The following is a 26,409-nucleotide window of genomic DNA, read 5'->3' as shown; positions in this document are numbered from 1 at the left end:
GGCCCCCAGAACCCCGTCCCCCTTAGGGACGCGGGGAACTGCGCGAGCAACCGACCACCGGCCCGCAGACGAAGTCCGGCCCGTTAAGGGGCGCGGGGAACTGCGCGACCAGCCCACCACCGGCCCGCAGATGAACCCCAGGCCTGCGCGAGCAACCCACCACCGGCCCGCAGACGAACCCCAAGCCTGAAAGGGGCGCGGGGAACTGCGCGAGCAACCCATCACCCACCCGCAGACGAACCCCCGGCCCATCCGGGGCGCGCCCTTGGCCCACATCTGGCGGGCGTCCGTTTCGTCGGGTTTGTTCTGTCGTGGCCGGGTAAAGGCTTAGGTAAAGTAAGGACCCAGGTGCGCCGGGAAGTCTGGTCGGCAATGTGGTTTGCCATGCCCGCCGAGCTCAGCCGAACCGAGTTCAGCCGTACCGGACCGGAGGTCACCGCCCGTGGTCGCGCCCGACACCCTCAAGGACAGCCGCCGGAAGTTCCTCGGGCGGCTCTCGCTGCCCGAGCGGAACTACGTCGCCGAGGCGCTGCGCGCCGAGACCGTCGGCGGAGTGCTGCTCCTCGTCGCCGCGATCGCCGCGTTGATCTGGGCCAATGTGTGGGGCGGCAGCTACGCCGACGTCCAGGGCTTCCACGTCGGCGTCGGCTCCCTCGGGCTCGACCTCTCCCTCCAGCACTGGGCCGCCGACGGCCTCCTCGCCGTCTTCTTCTTCGTCGCCGGCATCGAGCTCAAGCGTGAGCTCGTCGCCGGTGAGCTGCGCGACCGCAAGGCCGCCGCGCTGCCCGTGATCGCCGCGCTCTGCGGAATGGCGGTGCCCGCCCTCGTCTACGCGCTGGTCAACGCCGTGGGCGGCGGCGCGATGGACGGCTGGGCCGTGCCCACCGCCACCGACATCGCCTTCGCGCTCGCCGTGCTCGCGGTCATCGGCACCTCGCTGCCCAGCGCCCTGCGCGCGTTCCTGCTCACGCTCGCCGTCGTGGACGACCTCTTCGCGATCCTCATCATCGCCGTCTTCTTCACCACGGAGATCGACTTCGTGGCACTCGGCGGCGCGTTCGCGGGTCTCGCCCTGTTCTGGGTGCTGCTGCGCACGGGCGTGCGCGGCTGGTACGTGTACGTACCGCTGGCGCTGGTCGTCTGGGGGCTGATGTACAACAGCGGCGTCCACTCCACCATCGCGGGCGTCGCCATGGGGCTGATGCTGCGCTGCACCCGCCGCGAGGGCGAGGAGCACTCCCCGGGCGAGCACATCGAGCACCTGGTGCGCCCCCTCTCCGCCGGGCTCGCCGTGCCGCTCTTCGCCCTGATGTCGGCCGGGGTCGGGGTCAGCGGCGGGGCGCTCGCGGATGTCTTCACCCGGCCCGAGACGCTCGGCGTGGTGCTCGGTCTGGTGGTCGGCAAGGCGGTGGGCATCTTCGGCGGGACGTGGTGCGCCGCGCGGTTCACCAGGGCGGAGCTCAACGAGGACCTCGCCTGGGCGGACGTCTTCGCGGTGGCGGCGCTCGCCGGGATCGGCTTCACCGTCTCGCTGCTCATCGGCGAGCTGGCCTTCGACGGCGAGGGTGCGCTCGCGGACGAGATCAAGGCGGCCGTCCTGACCGGCTCGCTGATCGCGGCCGTCTTCGCCACCGTCCTGCTGAAGCTGCGCGTACGCCGCTACCGCGCGCTCGTCGACGAGGAGGAGCGCGACGACGACCACGACGGCATCCCGGATGTGTACGAACAGCACAATCCGGCCTACCACCTGCGGATGGCCGTCCTCTACGAGGCGAAGGCCGCCGAGCACCGCCGCCTCGCGCAAGTGGCGGGGGCGGGGAGCGACGAGGCCGACCGTCCGGCATGATCTGACATCTGGGCCGGAGAAGGACATCTGGGCCGGGAGATGACGGGACCGGAGAGAGAAGAGGGAGTCAGCGAATGAGCGACCCCAGCAACACCGCCGTCGGCGGCGCCGACCGCAGCCTCGGCCAGCTGGTCGCCTCGGCGACGGCCGAGATGTCCGCGCTGGTGCACGACGAGATCGCGCTCGCCAAGGCGGAGCTGCGCCAGGACGTCAAGCGCGGGGCGATCGGTGGCCTCGCCATCAGTACGGCGGGCGTGTTCGCCCTGTTCTCGCTGCCGGTGCTGAGCTTCGCGGCGGCGTACGGGATCCACAACCTGGGCCTCGGCCTCGCCTGGTCGTTCCTGATCGTGGGCGGGGCGTTCCTGCTGCTCGCGGGCCTGCTCGCGCTGCTGTCGGTGTCCAAGTTCAAGAAGGTCAAGCCGCCGGAGAAGTCCATCGCCTCGGCCAAGCAGACCGCCGCCGTGCTCGGGGGCGTCAAGCCGCATCCCCGCCCGGTCACGGAGCAGACCCCGGCTGTGGCACGCTCGTCTGCATGACCGCACCTGATACCGGTACCGGCGCCACGGGCAGCCCCGGCGGCACGGGCAGCCCTGTCCGCATCGATGGTCCCTGGACACACAGGGACGTAGCGGCCAATGGTGCGCGCTTCCACATCGCGGAGCTGGGTGACGGTCCGCTGGTGTTGCTGCTCCACGGCTTCCCGCAGTTCTGGTGGACGTGGCGGCACCAGCTGACCGCCCTCGCCGACGCCGGTTTCCGGGCGGTCGCGATGGACCTGCGGGGCGTCGGCGGCAGCGACCGCACCCCGCGGGGCTACGACCCGGCCAACCTCGCGCTGGACATCACCGGCGTCGTACGGTCGCTGGGCGAGCCCGACGCGGCGCTGGTCGGCCACGACCTGGGCGGCTATCTGGCGTGGACGGCGGCCGTGATGCGGCCCAAGCTGGTGCGCCGCCTGGTGGTGTCGTCGATGCCGCACCCCCGGCGCTGGCGCTCCGCGATGCTCTCCGACTTCGCGCAGTCGCGGGCCGGTTCGTACATCTGGGGCTTCCAGCGGCCGTGGCTGCCGGAGCGCCGGCTCGTCGCGGACGACGCGGAGCTGGTGGGGCGGCTGGTGCGGGAGTGGTCGGGTCCGCTGGCGCCCGAGGACGAGGCCGTGGAGACGTACCGGCGGGCGATGACCATCCCCTCGACCGCGCACTGCTCGATCGAGCCGTACCGCTGGATGGTGCGCTCGCTGGCCCGGCCCGACGGCATCCAGTTCAACCGCCGGATGAAGCGGCCGGTACGGGTACCGACGCTGCATCTGCACGGTTCGCTCGACCCGGTGATGCGCACCCGCAGCGCGGCGGGCTCCGGCGAGTACGTCGAAGCCCCCTACCGCTGGCGGCTGTTCGACGGGCTGGGGCACTTCCCGCACGAGGAGGACCCGGCCGCGTTCTCGTCCGAGCTGGTGAACTGGCTGAAGGACCCCGAGCCCGACCGCTAGCGCCGCCGGCCCGTCGCCCCGGCCGGCGGGGCTGCGGCGGGCTGCGGCGGGGCCGTCCGGGGAGCGGACGGGAACGTTTGTCTGACGAACAGCCAAATGCCCGGCGCATAGGCCAATTGGCCGCCCGAGTCGCGGTTACCGACCTTGGGCCCCGGGCAGACGTCGGGGTATGGGCTGGACGCACGACTACGGTGACGCAGCACGCAACCGCCGCTCGGCCACCGCGCCGATTTCGCACGAGAGGGGTGGCCCGCAGGCTCAGGGCCATGATCCCCAACTCGGCATTCCGCGTATCCTCCGTCGCCGGGCCCGCTGGGTCTCGGCCCGGCTGCGCCACTCGCGCACGTAGGACGCGCCCCGGACGCCCGGCGTCCGCACGGGATCACCGGCGCAGGTACGCGAGCCCCGGGTGCGCGTCCCGGTAGCCGTCCAGGAGGCGGTGGGCCACCTGGACGGAGTCGACCAGCGGGTGCAGGGCGAAGGCCTTCACCGCCGCCCGCGCCGACCCGCCCTCGGCGGCCTCCAGGACACACCGCTCGACCGCCTTCACCGCGCTGACCAGGCCCGCCTCATGGCCCGTCAGCTGGGTGACGGGCAGCGCGCGCGGGCCCGACGCGTCGACGCGGCACGGGATCTCGACGACCGCCTCGGCGTCGAGGGCGTGCAGCGAGGCGCCGTTGGGGACGTTCAGGATCAGCGTCGCCGGTTCGTCGCGCGCGATCGCCCGCATCAGCGCCAGCGCGACGTTCTCGTACCCGCCCGACTCCAGGTCGTCCGGCGCCCGCTCGCCCGCGCCCGAGACCTCCCGGTTCTCGGACATGTACGTGGCCTCGCGCTCGGCGCGAGTGCGGTCCCAGGCGTCCCACGCCCGCTCGCGCCCGTCCGGGGACTCGGCAAGGCCCGCGTAGAAGCGCTCCTGCTGGCCGAGGAGGAAGGCACCCCGGGTGAGCTCCGCCTGCCGGTACGCGGCGACGGCCTCGCGGTTGAAGTAGTAGTAGTGCAGGTACTCGTTGGGCACCGAGCCCAGGGAGCGCAGCCAGTCGGCGCCGAAGAGCCGGCCCTCCTCGAACGAGGTCAGCAGCGCGTCGTTCGCGAACAGCCGCGGCAGCACGTCCTGTTCGTCCTCGTAGAGGCCGTGCAGCCAGCCCAGGTGGTTCAGGCCCGCGTAGTCCAGCCGCACGGCGTCCGGGTCGGCGCCGACCGTACGGGCCACGCGGCGGGCCAGGCCGACCGGTGAGTCGCAGATCCCGATGACCCGGTCGCCCAAGTGGCGGGCCATGGCCTCGGTGACGAGGCCGGCCGGGTTGGTGAAGTTGATGACCCACGCGTCCGGCGCGAGCGCCTTGATCCGGCGGGCGAGGCCGTCCGCCACGGGCACGGTCCGCAGGCCGTACGCGATCCCGCCCGCGCCGACCGTCTCCTGGCCCAGGACGCCCTCGGCGAGCGCGATCCGCTCGTCCGCCGCCCGGCCCGCGAGGCCGCCGACGCGGATCGCGGAGAAGACGAAGTCGGCGCCGCGCAGCGCCTCGTCCGGATCGGTCACCGCCCGGACGGCCGGGGCGTCCGCGGCGCCGCGCGCCTGGTCCGCGAGGACCCGGGCGATGGCGGCGAGCCGGGCCGCGTCCACGTCGTACAGCGTGACCTCGGTGATCCGGCCCGGGGCGTGGTCGCGCAGCAGGGCGCCGTACACGAGCGGCACGCGGAAACCGCCGCCGCCGAGGATCGTCAGTCGCATTCCGGCCTCTTCGGGGAGTCGGGGTCAGCGGGGAGTCGGGGCCGGCGGGACGCCGGGTCAGGGGGCGCCGGGTCAGGGGGGCGGCGCGGCGGCCTTCACAGGGCGCACTGCTGGCTGTCCACCTGCTGGTTGGCGGTGCGGCCCAGCTGGATGTCCTCGCGGATCTCGTTCGCCGTCAGCGCGTACCCGGTGTTGGGGTCGTCGAGGGACTTGGCGAAGACCACTCCGTAGACCTTGCCGTCGGGGGTGAGCAGGGGACCGCCGGAGTTGCCGGGGCGGACCGTGGTGAACAGCGAGTAGACCTCGCGGGTGACCGTGCCGCGGTGGTAGATGTCCGGGCCGGGCGGGGTGATCCGGCCGCGCACACGGGCGGCGCGCACGTCGTACGGCTGGTCCTCGGGGAAGCCCGCGACGATCGCGCCGCTGCCGCTGTGCGCCTGCTGCGCGGCGAAGCGCAGCACCGGGGCCTTCAGGTCCGGCACGTCCAGGACCGCGATGTCGCGGCGCCAGTCGTAGACGACGACCGTCGCGTCGTACGTCCGCCCCTGACCGCCTATCTGGATCTTGGGGTCGGACACGCCGCCCACCACATGGGCGTTGGTCATCACCCGGCGCTCGGCGAAGACGAAGCCGGTGCCCTCCAGGCGCTTGCCGCAGCTCGGCGCGGTGCCGGTGACCTTGACGATCGAGCGCTTGGCGGTGGACGCGACCGGGCTGGTGGCCAGCGCCTGGTCGGGGGGCGGGACCTTGGTGATCGACTCGTTGGTGAACGGGGCGAAGACCTGCGGCAGCCCGTTCTGCGCGAGCATCGAGGAGAAGTCCGAGAACCAGGTGTAGGCCTGCTGGGGCATCGCCTTGTCGACGCCGCGCAGGATGCGGGAGTCGTTGACCGCCCTGCCCAGCGCGTTCCCCCGGCCGGAGGCGTCCTGGGGGTCGGCGAGCGGGGCGAGCGCGGTGCCGATCAGCCAGGCGACCAGGAGCATCGCGACGACGTTGACCAGCGCGCCGCCGGTGGCGTCCAGGGCGCGCGCGGGCGACCAGGTGATGTGCTGGCGCAGCTTGTTGCCCAAGTGGGTGGTGAAGGCCTGGCCCACGGAGGCGCAGACGATCACGACGACGACCGCCACGATGGCGGCGGTGGTCGACACGTCCCGCTTGTCCGTCAGCTGGTCCCAGATGACCGGCAGCAGATACACGGCGATGAGACCACCGCCGAGGAAGCCGATCACCGACAGGATGCCGACGACGAAGCCCTGGCGGTAGCCGACGATCGCGAACCACACGGCGGCGACCAGCAACAGGATGTCCAGCACGTTCACGGGGTCAGCCTGTCACGCGTGCCAGTCGAGCGGGACCCGGCGGGTGCGATCCCAGGGGCGCTCCCAGCCCGCGAAGTGCAGCAGCCGGTCGATCACCCCGGCCGTGAAGCCCCACACGAGGGCGGATTCGACCAGAAAGGCCGGTCCTGCGTGGCCCCGGGGGTGGACCGCGGTGGCCCGGTTGGCCGGGTCCGTGAGATCCGCCACGGGGACGGTGAAGACCCGGGCGGTCTCCGCCGCGTCCACCGCGCGCACCTCGGTGCGCTCGCGCCACCAGCCGAGGACCGGAGTCACCACGAAACCGCTCACCGGGATGTAGAGCCGGGGCAGCACGCCGAAGATCTGCACCCCGTCGGGGTCCAGGCCGGTCTCCTCCTCGGCCTCGCGCAGGGCGGCGCGCAGTGGCCCGGTGGTCCGGGGGTCGCCGTCCTCGGGGTCCAGGGCGCCGCCGGGGAAGGAGGGCTGGCCGCCGTGCGAGCGCAGCTGGCTGGCGCGCTCCATGAGCAGCAGCTCGGGCCCGGCCGGGCCTTCGCCGAAGAGGACCAGCACGGCGGACTGGCGTCCCGCGCCGTCCTCCGGCGGCAGGAAGCGGCTGAGCTGGAGCGGCTCGATGCGATCGGCGGCGCTCGCGACCGGGCCGAGCCACTCGGGCAGCCCGTCACGGCTCACGGCGGGCCCGTGGGGACCGTCGCCGCCCCCGGAGGCGGCCGGGCCGCCCTGACCGCTCCCGTACGCCCTGCTGGGGGCGCTGGGGCCGCTGGCCCTGCTGGGGCCACTGGTTCTCTTGGGGCCGCTGGGCCCACTGGTCCTGCTGGTGTCACTCGCGTGCGTCATGGGCACCCCCGTCGTCCACCGGTCACAACGTCCGGGCCGGTCGCGTTCGTTCCGGCATCCCTCGGCTCATGGGCGCCGCGTCATCCGGCCCCCAGCGGCGGGGCCGGGCGCCCGGGGTAGTCCGGGGGCGGGGAGAGCCGCTGGCCGGGGAAGCCGCCCTTCTCGTACTTCAGAAGCTTCCTGGCCTTCTCCGGGTCCGTCTCGCCCTCCCCGTACGCCGGGCAGAGCGGGGCGATGGGGCAGGCGCCGCAGGCGGGCTTGCGGGCGTGGCAGATGCGGCGGCCGTGGAAGATGACGCGGTGCGAGAGCATCGTCCACTCGCTCTTGGGGAAGATCCCCGCGACGACGGCCTCGACCTTGACCGGGTCCTCCTCGTCGGTCCACTTCCAGCGCCGGACCAGCCGCCCGAAGTGCGTGTCGACGGTGAGACCGGGGACACCGAAGGCGTTGCCCAGCACCACGTTGGCCGTCTTGCGGCCGACTCCCGGGAGCTTCACCAGGTCTTCCAGGCGCCCGGGCACCTCGCCCCCGAACTCGTCGCGCAGGGCGACCGCGAGACCCATGATCGACTTGGTCTTGGCGCGGAAGAACCCGGTCGGCCGGATCAGCTCCTCGACCGCCTCCGGGTCGGCCGCGGCCAGCTCCTCCAGGGTCGGATACGCGGCGAACAGCGCGGGCGTGGTCTGGTTGACCCGCAGGTCGGTCGTCTGGGCCGACAGGACCGTGGCGACCAGCAGCTCGAAGGGGTTGCGGAAGTCGAGCTCCGGGTGGGCGTACGGATACACCTCCGCCAGCTCCCGGTTGATCCGGCGGGCGCGGCGGACCATGGAGACGCGGGACTCGGGCGGGGCGGGCTTCTTGGCGGGCGCCGTGGTGGTGGCCGCCCGCTCTGGAGCCGCCTTCTTGGCCGCAGCCTTCTTGGGAGCGGTCTTCCTGGGGGCGGTCTTCTTCGCCGCCGCAGCCTCGTCAGTGACCGAGGCCGTGGCCGTGGCCGCCTGTCCCGGAGCCGCCTTCTTGGCCGCGGGCTTCTTGGAGGCGGGCTTCTCGGCCGCGGCCTTCTTGGTGGCCGTGGCCGCCGACGCGCCCGGGAGCGGCTCGGATGGCGACGCGGCCCGATTGGCCGATTTTGATACTTTCGCGGCTTTTTTCGGTTTACTCGTAGGCTGTTCGCCCACAGCGGAATCCTTGCCTGCCGACACTCTTGTGGCCCCCCTGGCCTGCGCTCTCACCGGCGAATTGGACACCCGGCCAGCCTAAAGGCACGCACTGACATGTGCCCCGGTCATGGCCGATCACCACCCCAATCGGCCCCCTGCCGCACAGTCCGGCGTTCGGGTGCGTCATCCTTGTGATTACCCGTGTGATTGATCGCACTGTTTACACCGTCCGGCAAAATGGGCAACACGGTCCCCTGTACCGGTCGACAAGGAGAGAACTCGTGGACGACGTTCTGCGGCGCGCCCCGCTCTTCGCGGCGCTCGATGACGAGCAGGCCGCGGAGCTCCGCGCCTCGATGAGTGAGGTGACGCTCGCCCGTGGCGACGCCCTCTTCCACGAGGGCGACCCCGGCGACCGCCTCTACGTGGTCACCGAGGGCAAGGTCAAGCTCCACCGCACTTCCCCCGACGGCCGCGAGAACATGCTGGCGGTCCTCGGCCCCGGCGAGCTCATCGGCGAGCTGTCGCTGTTCGACCCGGGCCCGCGCACCGCCACCGCGACCGCGCTCACCGAGGTCAAGCTGCTGGGCCTGGGCCACGGCGACCTCCAGCCCTGGCTGAACGCCCGGCCCGAGGTGGCCACGGCCCTGCTGCGCGCGGTCGCCCGCCGCCTGCGCAAGACCAACGACCAGATGTCCGACCTGGTCTTCTCCGACGTTCCGGGCCGTGTCGCCCGCGCGCTCCTGGACCTGTCGCGCCGCTTCGGCGTGCAGTCGGAGGAGGGCATCCACGTCGTACACGACCTGACGCAGGAGGAGCTGGCCCAGCTGGTCGGCGCCTCCCGCGAGACGGTCAACAAGGCCCTGGCGGACTTCGCGCAGCGCGGCTGGCTGCGGCTCGAGGCCCGTGCGGTGATCCTGCTGGACGTGGAGCGGCTCGCGAAGCGGTCGCGCTGACGCGCACGCGTGTAGGTGTACGTCTACGTGTACGGGCCCGTCTCCCCTCGGGGAGGCGGGCCCGTACACGTAGGCGGAGGAACCGGCTGACGGACCGGCTGCCGGACCGGCTGCCGGACCGGCTGCCGGACCGGTTGACGGACCGGCTAGATGAGGCCGTGCTCGCTCAGGTAATCCAGTTGGGCGCGCACGGAGAGTTCCGCCGCCGGCCACAGGGACGGGTCGACGTCCGCGTAGACGCGGGCGACCACCTCCTCCGCCGTGGTGTGGCCGTCCTCCACCGCCGTCTCCACCTGGGCGAGCCGGTGGGCGCGGTGGGCGAGGTAGTACTCGACGGCGCCCTGCGCGTCGTCCAGGACGGGGCCGTGGCCGGGCAGCACGGTGTGGACGCCGTCGTCGACCGCCAGCGAGCGCAGCCGCCGCAGGGAGTCGAGGTAGTCCCCGAGGCGGCCGTCGGGGTGCGCCACGAGGGTCGTGCCGCGCCCGAGGACCGTGTCCCCCGTCAGCACGGCCGAGTCGGCGGGGAGATGGAAGCAGAGGGAGTCGGCGGTGTGGCCGGGGGTGGGCACCACCCACATCTCCAACCCGCCGGTGGTGATCACGTCACCGGTGGCCAGGCCCTCGTCACCGAGGCGCAGCGCCGGGTCCAGGGCGCGTACGTGCGTACGGGTCAGCTCGGCGAAGCGGGACGCGCCTTCGGCGTGATCGGGGTGGCCGTGGGTGAGCAGGGTCAGGGCGACGCGTTTGCCCATCCGCTCGGCGGTGGCGACCACGTTCCGCAGATGACCCTCGTCGAGGGGGCCCGGGTCGACGACGACCGCGAGGTCGGAGTCGGGCTCGGCGACGATCCAGGTGTTGGTGCCGTCGAGGGTCATCGCGGAGGGGTTGGGCGCGAGGACGTTGACAGTACGGGTGGTGGCGGGGCCCGAGAGCACCCCGCCGCGGGGCCGGCCGGGGAGGGCCGCGGCTTCGGTCACGCGAGGGAACCTTCCATGGGAAGCGGGGATGTGGGGGCGGGAAGCGGGGATGTGGGGGCGGGAGGGGTCACGGGGTGCCGTCCGTGGTGCGTACCCGCTTGGTGAACTCGTCGTGGCCGGGCCAGCTCAGCACGATCTCGCCGTCCTCGCCGAGACTGGCACGCGCCAGTACGGGCGTGAGGTCGCGGGCCACCGCGGCTTCGACCGTCTCGGCGGGGGTCGCGTACGGGAGGAGGGCGCGCAGGGTCGAGACCGTCGGGGGCATCATCAGCAGCTCGCCGGCGTCGTATCCGGCGAGGGCGTCGGCGGGCCGGATCCACACGGTCCGGTCGGCCTCCGTGGAGGCGTTGCGGGTGCGCTGGCCCTCGGGGAGCGCGGCGACGAAGAACCACGTGTCGTACCGCTTCGGCTCGAACTCGGGGGTGATCCAGCGGGCCCAGGCGCCGAGCAGGTCCGAGCGCAGGACGAGGGCGCGGCGGTCGAGGAACTCGGCGAAGGAGAGGTCGCGGGCGACGAGGGCGCGGCGGTCGGCCTCCCAGTCGTCGCCGGTGGTGTCGCCGACGACGCTGCCGGCGTCCGGGCCGGCGAGGAGGACCCCGGCCTCCTCGTACGTCTCACGGACGGCGGCGCAGACGATGGCCTGGGCGTCGTTGGGGGCCACGCCGAGGCGGGCCGCCCAGGTCTCGCGGCTGGGGCCGGCCCAGCCGATCCGTCTGGCGTCGTCCCGGGGGTCCACGCCGCCGCCCGGGTACGCGTAGGCGCCGCCGGCGAAGGCCATGGTGGTGCGGCGGCGCAGCATGTGCACGGCCTGGCCGCCGCCCGCGCCCCCGTTTCCGTGTCCGTCCCCGTCTCCGTCTCCGGCGCGCAGGAGCAGGACGGTGGCGGCGCGGCGGGGCTGTACGGGGGTGAGGGTGCCGTGGGCTAGGGCGCGGATGCGGTCGGGCCATTCCGGCGGGTACCACTGACCATTGGGCATGGGCGCGAGGCTATCTCCTGGGGTGCGGGTGTTCGAGGGCACCTCTGTGGCCGAATGTCGCTTGCGGGCCGGTGGGGGGGGCGGGGCGCGCCCTTTTTGGCCGGGCGTTGTCTGCGGGCCGGTGGTGGGCTGGCCGCGCCCCTTGTGGCCGGGCGTTGTCTGCGGGCCGGTGGTGGGCTGGCCGCGCCCCTTGTGGCCGGGCGTTGTCTGCGGGCCGGTGGTGGGCTGGCCGCGCAGTTCCCCGCGCCCCTTATCGGGTCCGGACTTCGTCTGCGGGCCGGTGGGGGCTTGTCGCGCAGTTCCCCGCGCCCCTTATCGACTCGGACGTCGTGTGCAGGTCGGTGGGGGTTCCTCGCGCAGTTCCCCGCGCCCCCTCACGGCCCGGACGTTGTCTGCAGGCCGGTGGGGGCTCGTCGCGCAGTTCCCCGCGCCCCCTAACGGGCCGGACCTCGTCTGCGGGCCGGTGGGGATTCGTCGCGCAGTTCCCCGCGCCCCTTGTCGGCCCGGGGCCTTGTCTGCGGGTCGTCTGTGGCTGAGCGCGCAGTTCCCCGCGCCCCTGGCCACCTAGGGGCGCGGGGAACCGCGCCGCCGGCCCACCCCCACCTGCACACGAAATCCGGGCCCGATAAGGGGCGCGGGGAACTGCGCGAGCAACCCACCACCCAGCCGCACCCGAAAAACGGCACCCCCAAGGGGCGCGGGGAACTGCGCGGCCAGCCCACCGCCCGCCCGCAGACGAACCCCCGGCCGACAAGGGGCGCGGGGAACTGCGTGAGCAACCCACCACCCAGCCGCGCCCGGGCATGGCACCCTCTAGGGGCGCGGGGGACCCGCACCCGTGTGCCCCGGTCCCGGGGGCTTTATTTCGGGCAAACGCCCTTCTGTCGGGCTTCTCACGCCGTCCTCAGACAGCTCTCATCCAGCACCGCGAAGGTAATGCCCATGACCTTCCCCGAGCAGCAGCCGAAGCAGACGCAGCCGCAGCCGCCGCACCCCTGGGCGCAGGGGCTCGGGGGCTACCCCCCGCCGCCCCCGTACGAACCCGGGACCGCGGACGGCACCCCCGCCCCGGCCCCGCGCCGCGCCCGCCGGTCCGTCGGGCTGCTCGCCGCCGTGGCGATCGCCGCCGCGGCCGTGGGCGGGGGGACCGCCACCCTCGTGGAGCGGTGGGCCGGGGACGACACCAGCGCCAGTGCGCCGAGCGTCCCGGGCACGAACGCCTCCAGGAGCACCACCGGTACCGTCTCCGGCGTCGCCCAGGCCGTCTCGCCCAGCATCGTGGAGATCAGCGCGACCTCCACCTCCGGGGAGTCCACCGGCTCGGGCGTGATCATCACCGCGGGCGGCGAGATCATCACGAACAACCACGTCATCGCGGGCGCCGACGAGGTCAAGGTGCGGACCAGCGACGGCAAGTCGTACTCCGCGAGCGTCGTCGGGACCGACCCCGACAAGGACCTCGCGCTCATCAAGGTGCGCGGGGCGAGCGGTCTCAAGCCCGCGAGCCTCGGCAACTCCGACAACCTCCGGGTCGGGGACCAGGTCGTCGCCATCGGCTCCCCCGAGGGCCTGACCGGCACCGTCACCAGCGGCATCATCTCCGCCCTCAACCGTGACGTCACCGTCGCCAAGGAGCAGGGACAGGACCAGAGGCAGGACCAGGGGCAGGGGCAGGGGCGGCAGCGCGGCGGATGGCCCTTCGAGTTCGGCGGGCAGCAGTTCAACGGCGACACCGGCTCGTCCAAGACCACGTACAAGGCCATCCAGACCGACGCCTCGCTCAACCCGGGCAACTCCGGCGGCGCCCTGATCGACATGAACGGCAACATCGTCGGCATCAACTCCGCGATGTACAGCCCCAGTTCCGCGGGCGCCCAGTCCTCGTCCGCAGCGGGCAGCGTCGGGCTCGGGTTCGCCATCCCCGTCAACAACGTCAAGGCCGACCTCCCCTCCCTCCGCGCCGGCGGCGGCAGCGGCAGCGGCGACAGCAGCGGCAGCAGCTGACCTCGCCGCAGGCGCGGGTCCGGCATGCGACGCTGGACAGCACCCGGCCCGACCCGCCCCGCCCCCGCCCCCGAACTCCGAGGAAGACCCCCGAGCGATGAGCCCCGCAGCCGCCGAGGACGACACCCAGCGCATCCTGATCGTCGACGACGAGCCCGCCGTCCGTGAGGCGCTCCAGCGCAGCCTCGCCTTCGAGGGGTACGGGACGGAGGTCGCCGTCGACGGACTGGACGCGCTGGCCAAGGCGGAGGCGTACCGGCCCGACCTGATCGTCCTCGACATCCAGATGCCCCGGATGGACGGGCTGACCGCCGCCCGGCGGCTGCGCGGCGCCGGGTCCACCACCCCGGTCCTGATGCTCACCGCGCGCGACACGGTCGGCGACCGCGTCACCGGACTGGACGCGGGCGCCGACGACTACCTGGTCAAGCCGTTCGAGCTGGACGAGCTGTTCGCCCGTATCCGCGCCCTGCTGCGCCGCAGCTCGTACGCGGCGCAGGCGGGCGGCGAGCAGCCCGACGGCAACGTCCTGGCCTTCGGCGACCTGCGCATGGACCTGGCGACCCGGGAGGTGACCCGGGGCGAGCGGGTGGTGGAGCTGACCCGTACGGAGTTCACGCTCCTGGAGATGTTCCTGGCCCACCCCCGCCAGGTGCTCACCCGGGAGCAGATCCTCAAGGCGGTCTGGGGCTTCGACTTCGAGCCCTCGTCCAACTCCCTCGACGTGTACGTCATGTACCTGCGCCGCAAGACCGAGGCGGGCGGCGAGCCGCGCGTGGTCCACACCGTGCGCGGGGTGGGGTACGCCCTGCGCTCGGGCGGCGCGGAGTGAACGGAGTCGTCCGGCGGTACCGGGCGATGCCGCTGCGGTCGCGGCTCGCCCTGCTGGTGGCGACGGCCGTCGCGGTCGCGGTCGCCGCCGTGTCGGTGGCGTGCTGGCTGCTGACCCGGGCCCAGCTCGGCGAGGAGCTGGACAACACGCTGCGCAACACCAGCGCCCCGCCCACGCTGGTGCAGGCCGCGCTCGCCACCTGCGGGGCGCCGGGGACGGTGCCCGACGACCAGCGGTCGGGGTTCGCCTACATCCAGGTCGTCCTGATCGACGGCACCCGCTGCGCGGCCCCCGAATCGCCGCCGGTGCGGGTCACGGGCCAGGACGTGGCCGTGGCGCGGGGCCACCGGCTCGACGCCCTGCACACCAGCGTCACCGACGGCGGCGTGGACGTCCGTGTGCGCACCCAGCGCCAGGAGATCGCGGGCCGGGCGGTCACCGTGTCGCTCTCCCGGCCGCTCACCGAGATCGACTCCTCGCTCAACCGGCTGGCGCTGCTCCTGGCGGGGCTCGCCGGGGCCGGGGTGGTGGCGGGCGGCGCCGCCGGGCTCTGGGTCGCGCGGGCGGGCCTGCGTCCGGTGGACCGGCTGACCGGGACCGTCGAGCACGTGGCCCGTACCGAGGACCTCACCGTCCGTATCCCGGTCGAGGGCGAGGACGAGATCGCCCGGCTGTCGCGGTCCTTCAACGCGATGACCGCCGCCCTCGCCTCCTCCCGCGACCGGCAGTCGCAGCTGATCGCGGACGCGGGGCACGAGCTGCGCACCCCGCTGACCTCGCTGCGGACCAACATCGAGCTGCTGGCCCGGAGCGAGGAGACCGGCCGGGCCATCCCCGCCGCCGACCGCAAGGCGCTGATGGCGTCCGTCAAGGCGCAGATGACCGAACTGGCCGCGCTGATCGGGGACCTGCAGGAGCTGTCCCGGCCGGACGCGGTCCGCGCCGGCCCGCTGGAGGTCGTCGCCTTCCACGACATCGTCCGCATCGCCCTGGAGCGCGCCCGGCTGCGCGGGCCGGAGCTGGAGATCAGGGCCGGGCTGGCGCCCTGGTACGTACGGGCGGAGCCGGCGGCCCTGGAGCGGGCGGTCGTCAACGTGCTGGACAACGCGGTGAAGTTCAGCCCGCCGCGCGGCACCGTCGAGGTCACGCTCGACCGGGGCGTCCTGACCGTGCGCGACCAGGGGCCGGGCATCCCCGCCGACGAACTCCCGCACGTCTTCGAGCGGTTCTGGCGCTCGCCCTCGGCCCGTTCGCTGCCAGGGTCGGGGCTCGGCCTGTCCATCGTGGCCCGGACGGTCCAGCACGCGGGCGGCACGGTCACCCTCGGCGCGGCGACGGACGGCGGCGGCACGGTGGCCACGATCCGCCTGCCGGGAGCGCCGACCCCGCCGCCCGACGCCCCGGGGGTGTGAGCGCTCCGCCGGACGCCCGGCGGGTGGGGAAGCGGGAAAGGGGCGCCGGGAAGAACCCGGCGCCCCTTTCCCGTACGGCGGAAGGCGACTACTCGCCCGCCACCTTGCCCACGACCGTGATCCGGCCGCCGGCCGGGGGCGCGAGCGGCGCGGACGCCGAGGAGTTCGCCGCCAGGTAGGCGTTGAAGACGTCCAGGTCGGAGGCGCCGACCAGCTTGTTCTTGCCCTGGCCGAGGGCCGCGAAGCCGTCGCCGCCGCCCGCGAGGAACTCGTTCATGGCGACGCGGTAGGTCTTCGCCGGGTCGAGGGCGACCCCGTTCAGCTTGACCGTGTCCACCAGGACGCGGTCCGCGCCCGTCCGGGTCATGTCGAGCGTGTAGCTGAAGCCCTTCGACACCTGGAGGATCTTCGGCGAAGCCGCGTTGCCGCCGCTGACCTGCTGCTGGAGGCCCTGGATGATCTGGGCCCCGGTCAGGTCGACCACGTTCATCATGTTGGTGAACGGCTGGACGGTGAACGCCTCGCCGTAGGTGACCACCCCGTCGCCCTCGCCGCCGCTCGCCTTGTACACGAGGTCGGAGCGGATGCCGCCCGGGTTCATGAAGGCGAGCTGGGCGCCGCCCTTGTCGGCCGGGGAGAGCCCGGCGAGCTGGGCGTCCGCGATGAGGTCGCCGAGCGGCTTCTCCGGCGCCTCGGAGCCGCGGCCGTTGATGTCGGCGGAGATGTAGCCCTGCGGGCGGCCCGCGATCGGGGCGGCCAGCTTGTTCCAGCGGGCGATCAGGTCGGTGATGTCCTGCGCCTTGGGCTGGTCGCGGCGGACGACGCGGTTCACCGACTTCGGCGACTTCACGGCGGTCCGGACGATGTCCTTGGTCCGCTTGTCGTAGGTGAGCGTGGTCTCGGTGAAGAGCTTGCCGTAGGAGGCCGCCGAGGTGACCATGCGCGGGTTGCCCGCCGGGTCGGGGATCGTGCAGGTGTAGGCCTGGTGGGTGTGGCCGGTGACCAGCGCGTCCACCTTGGGCGTGACGCCCTTGGCGATGTCGACGATCGGGCCGGACAGACCGCTGCCGGGACCGGCCGAGTCGCAGTCGTAGTTGTACGCGTTGGTCGCCGGCATCCCGCCCTCGTGGACGAGCGCGACGATGGACTTCACGCCCTGCCGGTCGAGCTCCTTGGCGTACTTGTTGATCGTCTCGATCTCGTCGTGGAACTTCAGGCCCTTGACGCCGGAGGCGGTCACGACGTCCGGGGTGCCCTCCAGGGTCACGCCGATGAAGCCGATCTTGACGCCGTTCTTCTTCCAGACCGTGTACGGCTTGAGGATCGGCTTGCCGGTCTTCTCGCTGGTGACGTTGGCGGCGAGGTACGGGAAGTCGGCGCCCCGGAACTTCTTGCCCTTCTCGTAGCAGCCCTCGACCGGGTGGCAGCCACCGTTCTGCATCCGGGCCAGCTCGACCGCGCCCTCGTCGAACTCGTGGTTGCCCACGGCCGTCACGTCGAGGTCGATCCTGTTCAGCGCCTCGATGGTCGGCTCGTCGTGGAAGAGGCCGGAGAGCAGCGGGCTGGCGCCGATCATGTCGCCGCCGGCGGCGGTGATCGAGTACGGGTGGCCCTTGCGCGCGGTGCGCAGCGAGGACGCCAGGTACTCGACGCCGCCGGCCGGTATGGACTTCACGGTCCCGTCGGGCTGCTTCTCGTTCACGGCGCCGGCCGAGCCGGCCGGCGGCTCCAGGTTGCCGTGCAGGTCGTTGAAGGAGAGGAGCTGGACGTCCACCGTCCGCGCGGGCTTCGGGTGCCCGTGGCCGTGGCCCTTGTCGTGGGCGTCGGCGGCCGGCATCGCGGCGATGAGGGCGCCGAGCGTGGTGAGGCCGGCGGCGGTCGCCAGGACCCGGCGGCCCGCACGGCCGCCGTGGTGCTTGCGGGGTGTCGCTGTCATCTCTCCCCTAAATGATTCAGCTGGTGGTGGAGCGTGGTGTGCGCGGAAGAACCGCGAGCTGGTCGGGCGGTGGCCGAAACCCGATGGTCATGCCGCCGCGAGCGGAAGCCTAGGGTCAACGCGCGTAGCGCGACAGGGGGGTGCGGTTACGGGATGGTTGCCGTTTGTCGGTACGTCAGGTTTTGCCCCCGGTCGCCGTAGGCTCGTACCCATGACGACCGACCCCGCCGTGCCCGGCCCCTCCGGACGTGAGATCCGGACCCTCGACGAGCTCACCCACCCCCAGGCCCAGGAGGTCCTCGCGCTGCTCGCCGAGGCCGCCGGGACCGACGGGCAGCAGGCCGTGTCCGAGCAGGGCCGGCTCCAGCTGCGGGGCGGCCGGCGGCCCGGGATCCGCCACTTCCTGCTCACGCTCGCCACCGCCGAGGGGTCCGAGCTGATCGGGTACGCGCAGCTGGAGGACACCGACCCGGTCGAGGCACCCGCCGCCGAGCTCGTCATCCACCCGGCCCACCGGGGCCGCGGCCACGGCCGGGCGCTCGGTTCGGCGCTGCTGGGCGCGTCCGGCAAGCGGCTGCGGGTGTGGGCGCACGGCGGGCACTCCGCCGCCCGCCACCTCGCCCAGGTCCTCGGCCTCACCCTGTTCCGCGAACTGCGGCAGATGCGGCGGCCGTTGGGCCCCGCCGACATCGCCGAGCCGGTCTACCCGCCCGGGGTGAGCGTACGGACCTTCGTGCCCGGCGAGGACGACACGGCGTGGCTGGCCGTGAACGCGGCGGCCTTCTCCCACCACCCCGAGCAGGGCGCGCTCACCCAGCGCGACCTCGACGACCGCAAGGCGGAGCCCTGGTTCGACCCGAAGGGCTTCTTCCTCGCCGAGCGCGAGGGCCGGATCGTGGGCTTCCACTGGACGAAGGTGCACGCGGCGGAGAGGATCGGGGAGGTGTACGTGGTCGGGATCCGCCCGGACGCGCAGGGCGGGGGCCTGGGCAAGGCCCTCACCGCGACGGGGCTGCGGCATCTCGCGGCGGAGGGGCTGCCGGCGGCGATGCTGTACGTGGACGCCGACAACACGGCGGCGGTCGCCGTGTACGAACGCCTGGGGTTCACCACGCACGAGGTGGACCTGATGTACCGGACGGAGTCGTAGGACCGACCGGGCCCTGGGCGGGCTGTGCCCGGCTTTCACCGGCGGACCGGGGGTGGCCGGTGGCGCGGGCCCTGGGCGGGCTGTGCCCGGCTTTCGTCCGCGGACCATGGGTGGCTGGTCGCGCAGTTCCCCGCGCCCCTTAGGGGTGCCAGGGCGCCCGGCACCGCAGAGCGCGGCAGGACCGGGCCGGATGCCGGCCTCCTGACGTCCGCGTCGGGCCTCGGATTCCCTCATGTCATGTCCCCGTTACCGCGTATTCAGACACGCTTGCGACGCTCGCTCAATGCAGCCCGAGGTGCCACCCTCCCGGAACGGGACCGCCGCCCGCCCCAAGGCGCTCACGCCTGCCCGCTCCGACCTGCTCTCCGACGCGCCTGAGAACGGTGTGGCGCGGAAGAATGGGTTCATGAGCCAGCAGCCAAGCGCCGAGGTCCGCCTCCAGCCCACCTCCCAGCCGTCGGTCGGTTCCATAGCCGCGCACCGGCCGCACACCCTCGCCGCGGCCGTCTCCGATCTGGAGCCGGACATCGACGCGGATCTCGACGGGTACGACGGCTACGAACGCGACCGCGAGGACGCCCCCGGCGGCGACGAGCTGCCCTCGGGGCGCTTCCTCGACCGCGAGCGCAGCTGGCTGGCGTTCAACGAGCGCGTCCTGGAACTCGCCGAGGACCCGGCGACCCCCCTGCTGGAGCGGGCGAACTTCCTGGCGATCTTCGCCTCCAACCTGGACGAGTTCTTCATGGTCCGGGTGGCCGGCCTGAAGCGCCGTATCGCCACCGGTGTGGCCACCCGGTCCGCCTCCGGGCTCCAGCCCCGCGAGGTCCTGGACCTGATCTGGACCCGCTCGCGAGAGCTCATGGCCCGGCACGCCGCCTGCTACCAGCAGGACGTGGCCCCGGCCCTCGCCGACGAGAACATCCACCTCATCCGCTGGCCCGACCTCACCGAGAAGGAGCAGGCGCGCCTCTTCACCCTCTTCCGCCAGCAGATCTTCCCGGTCCTCACCCCGCTGGCCGTGGACCCCGCGCACCCCTTCCCGTACATCTCCGGGCTCTCGCTCAACCTCGCGGTCGTCGTGCGCAACCCGGTCAGCGGCCACCGCCACTTCGCCCGGGTCAAGGTGCCGCCGCTGCTCTCGCGGTTCCTGGAGGCCTCCCCGCAGCGGTACGTCCCCCTGGAGGACGTCATCGCGGCCCACCTCGAAGAGCTCTTCCCCGGCATGGAGGTCCTGGCCCACCACATGTTCCGGGTGACCCGGAACGAGGACCTGGAGGTGGAGGAGGACGACGCCGAGAACCTCCTCCAGGCGCTGGAGAAGGAGCTCATGCGGCGCCGCTTCGGGCCGCCGGTGCGCCTGGAGGTCGAGGAGTCCATCGACCCGTACGTCCTGGACCTGCTGGTGCGCGAGCTGAAGATCAGCGACGCCGAGGTCTACCCGCTGCCCGGCCCGCTCGACCTCACCGGGCTCTTCGGCATCGCGGCGCTCGACCGGCCGGAGCTGAAGTTCCCCAAGTTCGTGGCCGGCACCCACCGCGACCTCGCCGAGGTCGAGTCGGCGTCCGCGCCGGACATCTTCGCCGCGCTGCGCGAGCGGGACGTGCTGCTCCACCACCCGTACGACTCCTTCTCCACCTCCGTGCAGGCGTTCCTGGAGCAGGCCGCCGCCGACCCGGACGTCCTCGCCATCAAGCAGACGCTCTACCGCACCTCCGGCGACTCGCCGATCGTGGACGCCCTGATAGACGCCGCCGAGTCCGGCAAGCAGGTCCTCGTCCTGGTCGAGATCAAGGCCCGCTTCGACGAGCAGGCCAACATCAAATGGGCCCGCAAGCTGGAGGAGTCGGGCTGCCACGTGGTGTACGGCCTGGTCGGGCTGAAGACGCACTGCAAGCTGTCCCTTGTGGTGCGCCAGGAGGGCGACACCCTGCGCCGCTACTCGCACGTCGGCACCGGCAACTACCACCCCAAGACGGCCCGCCTCTACGAGGACCTGGGGCTGCTCACCGCCGACCCGCAGGTCGGCGCCGACCTCTCGGACCTCTTCAACCGGCTGTCGGGCTACTCGCGCCGCGAGACCTACCGCCGGCTGCTGGTCGCGCCCAAGTCCCTGCGCGACGGCCTGGTCTCGCGCATCAACAAGGAGACGGCCCACCACCGCGCCGGGCGCCCCGCCTACGTCCGCATCAAGGTCAACTCGATGGTCGACGAGGCCGTGATCGACGCCTGCTACCGCGCCTCGCAGGCCGGTGTGCCGGTCGACATCTGGGTACGCGGCATCTGCGCGGCCCGGCCCGGCGTCGCCGGGCTCTCCGAGAACATCCGGGTGCGGTCGATACTGGGGCGCTTCCTGGAGCACTCCCGGCTCTTCGCGTTCGGCAACGGGGGCGAGCCCGAGGTGTGGCTGGGCAGCGCCGACATGATGCACCGCAACCTGGACCGCCGCATCGAGGCACTGGTACGGGTCACCGACCCGCACCACCGCATCGCCCTCACCCGGCTCCTGGAGACCGGGATGTCGGACACCACCACCTCCTGGCACCTGGGCCCGGACGGCGAGTGGACCCGGCACGCCGTCGACGCCGACGGGCAGCCGCTGCGCCATGTCCAGGAGATGCTGATAGACGCCCGGAGGCGCCGGCGTGCCACACCCTGAGAACGTCCCCCGACCGCAGACCGCCGGGGACGTCCTGTCCCCCTATCTCCACGCGCAGGCGGGGGAGTTCCTGCGCGGCCTGCGTCTGCACCGCGAGGCGGGGCCCGACAACGAGGGCGCCGAGGAGGCCGCGCGGGCACTGCGGCGCGCCGCCCGCCGCATCGGCGCCACCCTGCACACCTTCCGCCCGCTGCTCGACCCGGTCTGGGCGGAGGCGCTGCGCACGGAACTGTCCTGGCTGCGCGCCACCCTGGCCGGGGAGCACGCCTGCGCGGCCCGGCTCACCCGGCTGCTCGACGGCCTCCAGCGGCTCTCCGGCGGCCCGCAGGTGCCCGCGCCGCGTGGTGAGGCGGCGGCCTCGGCGGTGGGCGCGGCGCGGGCCGGGGCGCTGCTCGACCGCCGGCTCACCCTGGCCCGCACCCGGGCGCACTCGGCGGCCCTCCAGGCGATGGGCTCCTCCCGCTTCCACGCGGTGGCCGACGCGGTGGCGCTGCTCGCCAGCGAGGTGCCGCTGTCCGGTTCGGCGGCGGCGTACGCGGTGGAGGTGCTGCCGCCCGCCGCCCGCCTCGCCGAGCAGCGGCTCGGCCAGGCGGTGGCCGCGCTGCCGCTGGCCCGCGCGGCCCATCCGTACAACGCGGAGGCGCTGGCGGGTCTGGGCGAGGCCCAGGACGCGCCCTGGCACCAGGTGCGGCGGCTGCTGCGGCTGCACCGGTACGCCCAGGAGGTGCTGCGCACCGGGCTGCCGTACGAGGACGACGAGCGGCTGGTGCGGGCCGGGCTCGCGCTCGACCGGCACCGGGACGCCTCGGAGGCCGCCGCCGACGCCGCGGCCGCCGCCCGCACCCCGAGGATCGCCCCGGCCACGGCCTACGCGCTGGGCGTGCTCCACGCCGACCAGCGGCACGAGGTGGAGGCGGCCCGGTTCGCCTTCCAGCAGGTCTGGCAGCCGAGGGCGGCGGCGGGCGCGCGTCCGGGCGCCGACGAGCCCGCGCCGGCCGGCGCGCGGGTGGCCGCGCCGTGAACCGGGACGGGACGGTGCGCGCGGCGGGCTGCGTGCTGTGGCGCCGCTCGCCCGAGGGAGCCGGGGGGCTGGAGATCTGCCTGGTGCACCGGCCGAAATACGACGACTGGTCGCACCCCAAGGGCAAGCTCAAGCCCGGCGAGGAGCCGCTCGCGGGCGCGGTCCGGGAGGTCCTGGAGGAGACCGGCCACTCCTGCGTGCCCGGCGCGCGGCTGCCCTCCGCCCACTACATCGACCCCCAGGGCCGCCCCAAGACGGTCGACTACTGGGCCGCCGAGGCCGGCGGGGGCCGTTTCCAGCCGAACGACGAGATCGACCGGGTGCTCTGGCTGACCCCGGAGGCCGCCCGCGAACGGCTCACCCAGCCGCGCGACCGGACCCTGGTGGACGCCCTGCTGGACGCGCTGCGCCGGTCCTGAGAGGACTGCGGAGAGGACCCCCGGAATGCTCCTGGGAGGGCTTCCGTGCGGGGTCCGCCGCCGCTCCCCCGCGCCCCCTCGACGTCGGTTTCCGGCCGGGTGCCGTTCACCCCCGGAGGCGGCTCAACACGAACCGGTAACGGTCGGCACCGCACTGTCCGGCACGGTTCACCTCCCGTTCACTCTCCTCCGTCGGCGGCTTCACCTGTTCTGCCTAATTTCGGCCTTACACGGTGTGAGGCGACCCGCCCGACCGGACACCTCTTCGCACGCCGCCGTACAACGGACGCACCCGGCGGCTCCTGGAAGGAACACCCGAAAGTGAAGCTTCAGCGCAAGAACCGGCTCCGCGCCACCGCCCTCGGCGTCATCGCCGTGTCCAGCGCCCTGGCCCTCACGGCGTGCGGCAGCGACGACAACGACAAGGGTTCGGGCTCCACCGGCGGGACCGGCGGCAAGACGAGCGCCGCGTCGAACATCAAGTGCGACGGCGCCAAGGGCCAGTTGCTGGCCTCCGGTTCCTCCGCGCAGAAGAACGCCATGGACCTCTGGGTCAAGAACTACATGGCGGCCTGCAAGGGTGTGGAGATCAACTACAAGGGCTCCTCGTCCGGCGAGGGCATCATCAACTTCAACCAGGGCACGGTCGCCTTCGCCGGCTCCGACTCCGCGCTCAAGCCGGAGGAGGTCGCCAACTCCAAGAAGATCTGCACCGGCGGCCAGGGCATCAGCCTCCCGATGGTCGGCGGCCCGATCGCGATCGGCTACCACCTGGAGGGCGTCGACAGCCTGGTCCTGGACGCCCCGACGCTCGCCAAGATCTTCAAGGGCGACATCAAGAAGTGGAACGACGAGGCCATCACCAAGCTGAACTCGGGCGCCAAGCTCCCGGACAAGGCGATCCAGCCGTTCCACCGCTCCGAGGACTCCGGCACCACCCAGAACCTCGGCAAGTACCTCGGCGCCACCGCCAAGTCCGACTGGACCTACGCCCCCGAGAAGAAGTGGCCCGCCCCGGGCGGCCAGGCCGCGTCCGGCTCCGCCGGTGTCGCCGCGCAGGTCAAGCAGACGGACGGCGCGATCGGCTACTTCGAGCTGTCCTACGCCACCTCGCAGTCCATCAAGACCGTGGACATCAACACGGGCGCCGCCGCCCCGGTCAAGGCCACCCCGGAGAACGCCTCCAAGGCGATCGCCGCCGCCAAGATCAAGGGCACCGGCAAGGACCTGGCCCTGGGCCTGGACTACGCCACCAAGGCCGAGGGCGCCTACCCGATCGTCCTCGTCACGTACGAGATCGCCTGCGACAAGGGCAACAAGGCCGACACCCTCGGCACGGTGAAGTCCTTCCTGGCCTACACCTCGGGCGACGAGGGCCAGAAGATCCTCTCCGACGCCGGCTACGCGCCGATCCCGGCGGAGATCAACGCCAAGGTCCGCGAGACCGTCGCCGGTCTCCAGTAACACCCGTCGGTCCGAGGGGCGCGCGCCGAACCGGCCGCCCCGAGGCCCCTGGGGCGGGGGCCCCGACCGGCCCCCGCCCCCACCATCCGGTGCACCGCCGCCAGGGGACCCACACCGTCCCCGCCCACAGACCGGAAAGATCGATGGCTTCCCTGACCACGAACACTCCGCCACCACCGGCTCCGGCCCCCGCCCCGCGCCGCGCGTCCACCGGCCGCGCGGGCGACAAGGTCTTCCTCGGCCTCTCCCGGGGCTCCGGCATCCTGCTGCTCGCCCTGATGGCGTCGATCGCCCTCTTCCTGAGCGTGCGCGCCGCGATAGCCCTGTCGAAGGACGAGGGCAATTTCCTCACCACCTTCGACTGGAACCCCGCCGCCGAGAAGCCGGTCTTCGGCATCGCCGTCCTGCTCTTCGGCACCGTCGTCAGCTCGGTCGTCGCGATGGCCATCGCGGTTCCGATCGCTGTCGGCATCGCCCTGTTCATCTCGCACTACGCGCCGCGCAAGCTGGCCGCGCCCCTCAGTTACGTCGTCGACCTGCTCGCCGCGATCCCCTCGATCGTCTACGGCATCTGGGGCGCCCTCTTCCTGGTCCCGTACCTGGAGGGCCTGAACTCCTGGCTCGACGAGTACCTCGGCTGGACGTACGTCTTCGAGAAGACCGAGGTCGGCGTCGCCCGCTCGCTCTTCACCGTCGGCATCCTGCTCGCGATCATGATCCTGCCGATCGTGACCAGCGTGAGCCGCGAGGTCTTCCTCCAGGTCCCGCGGATGAACGAGGAGGCCGCCCTGGCGCTGGGCGCCACCCGCTGGGAGGTCATCCGGATGTCGGTGCTGCCCTTCGGCCGCTCCGGCGTCATCTCCGCCTCGATGCTCGGCCTCGGGCGCGCGCTCGGCGAGACGATGGCCGTCGCCACGGTCCTCTCCCCCAGCTATCTGCTCTCCGCCCACATCCTCAACCCGGGTGGCGGCACCTTCGCCCAGAACATCGCGGCGAAGTTCGACGAGGCCAACGAGCTGGGCCGGGACGCCCTGATCGCCTCCGGCCTGGTGCTCTTCATCCTCACCCTGCTGGTCAACGGCGCGGCCCGCCTGATCATCGCGCGCCGCAAGGAGTACTCGGGGGCGAACGCCTGATGTCCAACGCAGTTGTCCAGGACACCCGCCCGGCCGCGTCCGCGCCCCGCAAGGGCGGCCTGAGCCGCCGGGGCCTGCCCCGCTGGGCCGGGGCCGCCTTCGGCGCCGCCGGCATCGCGCTCGGCTGCGGCATCGGCCTCGCCTTCGGCCTGGAGAGCAAGGTCCAGTGGGGCCTGATCTCCGCGGTCCTGTTCGTGCTCATCTCGTACGCCGTCACCTCGGCCGTCGAGAACAAGCGCCAGGCCAAGGACCGCGTCGCCACCTCGCTCGTGTGGGTCTGCTTCATCCTCGCCCTGATCCCCCTGCTCTCCCTGCTGTGGACGACGGTCAGCCGGGGCACCAAGGTCCTCGACGGCGACTTCCTCACCCACTCCATGGCCGGCGTCCCCGGCTTCGAGAAGGGCGGCGGCGTCTACCACGCGCTGGTCGGCACCCTGGAGCAGGTCGGCATCGCCACCCTGATCTCCGCCCCGCTCGGCCTGCTGACCGCGGTCTACCTGGTGGAGTACGGCAAGGGCGCGCTCGCCAAGGCCGTGACGTTCTTCGTCGACGTGATGACCGGCATCCCCTCCATCGTGGCGGGCCTGTTCATCCTCACCCTGATGCTGATGTTCGAGCTGAAGCCGTCCGGCTTCATGGGCTCCCTGGCGCTGGCGATCCTGATGATGCCGGTCGTGGTCCGCTCCACCGAGGAGATGCTCAAGCTCGTCCCGAACGAGCTGCGCGAGGCCTCCCTCGCCCTCGGCGTGCCGAAGTGGCGCACGATCCTGAAGGTGGTCCTGCCGACCGCGATCGGCGGCATCACCACGGGCGTCATGCTCGCCATCGCCCGTATCGCCGGCGAGACCGCGCCGATCATGCTGCTCGTCTTCGGCAGCCAGCTGATCAACACCAACCCGTTCGACGGCGCCCAGTCCTCGCTCCCCTTCTACATCTGGGAGCAGTACCGGGTGGGCAGCGAGGCGTCGTACGACCGCGCCTGGGCCGCCGCCCTGGTCCTGATCGCCTTCGTCATGATCCTCAATCTGGTGGCCCGCGGCATCGCCCGCTGGAAGGCCCCGAAGACCGGCCGCTGACGCGACCAACGAAA

The 26,409-nt window shown here is 72.8% G+C and carries 22 protein-coding genes; 15 read left to right on the top strand and 7 right to left on the bottom strand.

Annotated elements, in window-relative coordinates:
- Positions 1 to 442: 442 nt before the first annotated feature.
- The 4 genes from nhaA (at position 443) to ABZ404_RS29135 (ending at position 3,684) form a co-directional block, all read left to right on the top strand.
- Positions 443 to 1,846 (top strand): Na+/H+ antiporter NhaA, encoded by a 1,404-nt coding sequence (gene nhaA / locus ABZ404_RS29150; RefSeq protein ID WP_358832017.1) that lies wholly within the window; start codon positions 443 to 445, stop codon positions 1,844 to 1,846.
- A 74-nt stretch (positions 1,847 to 1,920) separates the two neighbouring features.
- Positions 1,921 to 2,382: a phage holin family protein gene (locus ABZ404_RS29145; protein WP_358832016.1), complete on the top strand. Its 462-nt coding sequence runs from the start codon at positions 1,921 to 1,923 to the stop codon at positions 2,380 to 2,382.
- Complete coding sequence (locus ABZ404_RS29140; RefSeq protein ID WP_358832015.1) at positions 2,379 to 3,335, top strand: alpha/beta hydrolase; 957 nt, start codon at positions 2,379 to 2,381, stop codon at positions 3,333 to 3,335. Before ABZ404_RS29145 ends, ABZ404_RS29140 begins: the two co-directional genes overlap by 4 nt.
- A 169-nt stretch (positions 3,336 to 3,504) precedes the next feature.
- Positions 3,505 to 3,684: a hypothetical protein gene (locus ABZ404_RS29135; protein WP_358832014.1), complete on the top strand. Its 180-nt coding sequence runs from the start codon at positions 3,505 to 3,507 to the stop codon at positions 3,682 to 3,684.
- A 33-nt stretch (positions 3,685 to 3,717) separates the two neighbouring features.
- Here ABZ404_RS29135 and ABZ404_RS29130 read toward each other — a convergent pair whose 3' ends face one another.
- The 4 genes from ABZ404_RS29130 to nth form a co-directional block, all read right to left on the bottom strand.
- The gene (locus tag ABZ404_RS29130; protein ID WP_358832013.1) at positions 3,718 to 5,070 is read right to left on the bottom strand and encodes a 6-phospho-beta-glucosidase; all 1,353 of its coding nucleotides are present in this window, start codon (positions 5,068 to 5,070) and stop codon (positions 3,718 to 3,720) included.
- A gap of 95 nt (positions 5,071 to 5,165) precedes the next feature.
- Positions 5,166 to 6,389, bottom strand: a complete 1,224-nt coding sequence (locus ABZ404_RS29125; RefSeq protein WP_358832012.1) for a MarP family serine protease — start codon at positions 6,387 to 6,389, stop codon at positions 5,166 to 5,168.
- 12 nt (positions 6,390 to 6,401) lie between these two features.
- Positions 6,402 to 7,058 (bottom strand): CoA pyrophosphatase, encoded by a 657-nt coding sequence (locus ABZ404_RS29120; protein WP_358832011.1) that lies wholly within the window; start codon positions 7,056 to 7,058, stop codon positions 6,402 to 6,404.
- 245 nt (positions 7,059 to 7,303) lie between these two features.
- Positions 7,304 to 8,398 carry an endonuclease III gene (nth, locus tag ABZ404_RS29115; protein WP_358832010.1) on the bottom strand — a complete coding sequence of 365 codons (1,095 nt, stop codon included), beginning with the start codon at positions 8,396 to 8,398 and terminating at the stop codon, positions 7,304 to 7,306.
- Positions 8,399 to 8,661: 263 nt separating this feature from the next.
- Between nth and ABZ404_RS29110 the strand changes: the two genes are divergently transcribed.
- Positions 8,662 to 9,336, top strand: a complete 675-nt coding sequence (locus ABZ404_RS29110; RefSeq protein WP_017947815.1) for a Crp/Fnr family transcriptional regulator — start codon at positions 8,662 to 8,664, stop codon at positions 9,334 to 9,336.
- A gap of 146 nt (positions 9,337 to 9,482) precedes the next feature.
- Here the strand turns inward: ABZ404_RS29110 and ABZ404_RS29105 are convergent, their stop codons facing one another.
- Entirely contained in the window at positions 9,483 to 10,313 is an 831-nt protein-coding gene (locus ABZ404_RS29105; RefSeq protein ID WP_358832009.1) for an MBL fold metallo-hydrolase, read from the bottom strand.
- Between the two features lie 67 nt (positions 10,314 to 10,380).
- A complete protein-coding gene (locus ABZ404_RS29100) occupies positions 10,381 to 11,289 on the bottom strand; it encodes an NUDIX hydrolase (RefSeq protein ID WP_358832008.1) in 909 nt (302 codons plus the stop codon).
- Between the two features lie 942 nt (positions 11,290 to 12,231).
- Between ABZ404_RS29100 and ABZ404_RS29095 the strand changes: the two genes are divergently transcribed.
- From ABZ404_RS29095 to ABZ404_RS29085, 3 genes are all read left to right on the top strand, one after another.
- A complete protein-coding gene (locus ABZ404_RS29095; RefSeq protein WP_358832007.1) occupies positions 12,232 to 13,293 on the top strand; it encodes a trypsin-like peptidase domain-containing protein in 1,062 nt (353 codons plus the stop codon).
- 97 nt (positions 13,294 to 13,390) lie between these two features.
- On the top strand, positions 13,391 to 14,125 hold the full coding sequence (locus ABZ404_RS29090) for a response regulator transcription factor (RefSeq protein WP_358832006.1): 735 nt from the start codon (positions 13,391 to 13,393) through the stop codon (positions 14,123 to 14,125).
- Positions 14,122 to 15,537 (top strand): HAMP domain-containing sensor histidine kinase, encoded by a 1,416-nt coding sequence (locus ABZ404_RS29085; RefSeq protein WP_358832005.1) that lies wholly within the window; start codon positions 14,122 to 14,124, stop codon positions 15,535 to 15,537. Before ABZ404_RS29090 ends, ABZ404_RS29085 begins: the two co-directional genes overlap by 4 nt.
- Positions 15,538 to 15,625: 88 nt before the next feature.
- Here ABZ404_RS29085 and ABZ404_RS29080 read toward each other — a convergent pair whose 3' ends face one another.
- A complete protein-coding gene (locus ABZ404_RS29080; protein WP_358832004.1) occupies positions 15,626 to 17,473 on the bottom strand; it encodes a bifunctional metallophosphatase/5'-nucleotidase in 1,848 nt (615 codons plus the stop codon).
- Positions 17,474 to 17,684: 211 nt separating this feature from the next.
- On the opposite strand from ABZ404_RS29080, the gene mshD reads away from it, so the two are divergent.
- The 7 genes from mshD to pstA all read left to right on the top strand — a co-directional run bounded on the left by mshD (position 17,685) and on the right by pstA (position 26,395).
- Positions 17,685 to 18,623 (top strand): mycothiol synthase, encoded by a 939-nt coding sequence (gene mshD, locus ABZ404_RS29075; RefSeq protein WP_358832003.1) that lies wholly within the window; start codon positions 17,685 to 17,687, stop codon positions 18,621 to 18,623.
- Between the two features lie 406 nt (positions 18,624 to 19,029).
- On the top strand, positions 19,030 to 21,279 hold the full coding sequence (locus tag ABZ404_RS29070; protein WP_358832002.1) for an RNA degradosome polyphosphate kinase: 2,250 nt from the start codon (positions 19,030 to 19,032) through the stop codon (positions 21,277 to 21,279).
- Positions 21,266 to 22,300: a CHAD domain-containing protein gene (locus ABZ404_RS29065; protein WP_358991056.1), complete on the top strand. Its 1,035-nt coding sequence runs from the start codon at positions 21,266 to 21,268 to the stop codon at positions 22,298 to 22,300. The genes ABZ404_RS29070 and ABZ404_RS29065 overlap by 14 nt, the downstream gene beginning before the upstream one ends.
- Positions 22,297 to 22,719: an NUDIX hydrolase gene (locus ABZ404_RS29060; protein WP_358833698.1), complete on the top strand. Its 423-nt coding sequence runs from the start codon at positions 22,297 to 22,299 to the stop codon at positions 22,717 to 22,719. The genes ABZ404_RS29065 and ABZ404_RS29060 overlap by 4 nt, the downstream gene beginning before the upstream one ends.
- Positions 22,720 to 23,040: 321 nt before the next feature.
- A complete protein-coding gene (pstS, locus tag ABZ404_RS29055) occupies positions 23,041 to 24,183 on the top strand; it encodes a phosphate ABC transporter substrate-binding protein PstS (protein WP_358833699.1) in 1,143 nt (380 codons plus the stop codon).
- A 143-nt stretch (positions 24,184 to 24,326) separates the two neighbouring features.
- On the top strand, positions 24,327 to 25,319 hold the full coding sequence (gene pstC / locus ABZ404_RS29050; protein WP_358833700.1) for a phosphate ABC transporter permease subunit PstC: 993 nt from the start codon (positions 24,327 to 24,329) through the stop codon (positions 25,317 to 25,319).
- Entirely contained in the window at positions 25,319 to 26,395 is a 1,077-nt protein-coding gene (gene pstA, locus ABZ404_RS29045) for a phosphate ABC transporter permease PstA (RefSeq protein ID WP_358833701.1), read from the top strand. The genes pstC and pstA overlap by 1 nt, the downstream gene beginning before the upstream one ends.
- Positions 26,396 to 26,409: the final 14 nt, after the last annotated feature.

Origin of the sequence: Streptomyces sp. NPDC005878 (genome assembly GCF_040629815.1) — a bacterium.
Taxonomy (GTDB): Bacteria; Actinomycetota; Actinomycetes; order Streptomycetales; family Streptomycetaceae; genus Streptomyces.
This window is presented reverse-complemented; position numbering and strand designations above follow the sequence as displayed.

Coding starts and splice junctions, on each gene's coding strand:
- ABZ404_RS29145 (WP_358832016.1), top strand. CDS start 1,921: ATGAGCGACCCCAGCAACACCGCCGTCGGCGGCGCCGACCGCAGCCTC.
- ABZ404_RS29140 (WP_358832015.1), top strand. CDS start 2,379: ATGACCGCACCTGATACCGGTACCGGCGCCACGGGCAGCCCCGGCGGC.
- ABZ404_RS29135 (WP_358832014.1), top strand. CDS start 3,505: ATGGGCTGGACGCACGACTACGGTGACGCAGCACGCAACCGCCGCTCG.
- ABZ404_RS29130 (WP_358832013.1), bottom strand. CDS start 5,070: ATGCGACTGACGATCCTCGGCGGCGGCGGTTTCCGCGTGCCGCTCGTG.
- ABZ404_RS29100 (WP_358832008.1), bottom strand. CDS start 11,289: ATGCCCAATGGTCAGTGGTACCCGCCGGAATGGCCCGACCGCATCCGC.
- ABZ404_RS29095 (WP_358832007.1), top strand. CDS start 12,232: ATGACCTTCCCCGAGCAGCAGCCGAAGCAGACGCAGCCGCAGCCGCCG.
- ABZ404_RS29090 (WP_358832006.1), top strand. CDS start 13,391: ATGAGCCCCGCAGCCGCCGAGGACGACACCCAGCGCATCCTGATCGTC.
- ABZ404_RS29080 (WP_358832004.1), bottom strand. CDS start 17,473: ATGACAGCGACACCCCGCAAGCACCACGGCGGCCGTGCGGGCCGCCGG.
- mshD (WP_358832003.1), top strand. CDS start 17,685: ATGACGACCGACCCCGCCGTGCCCGGCCCCTCCGGACGTGAGATCCGG.
- ABZ404_RS29070 (WP_358832002.1), top strand. CDS start 19,030: ATGAGCCAGCAGCCAAGCGCCGAGGTCCGCCTCCAGCCCACCTCCCAG.
- pstC (WP_358833700.1), top strand. CDS start 24,327: ATGGCTTCCCTGACCACGAACACTCCGCCACCACCGGCTCCGGCCCCC.
- pstA (WP_358833701.1), top strand. CDS start 25,319: ATGTCCAACGCAGTTGTCCAGGACACCCGCCCGGCCGCGTCCGCGCCC.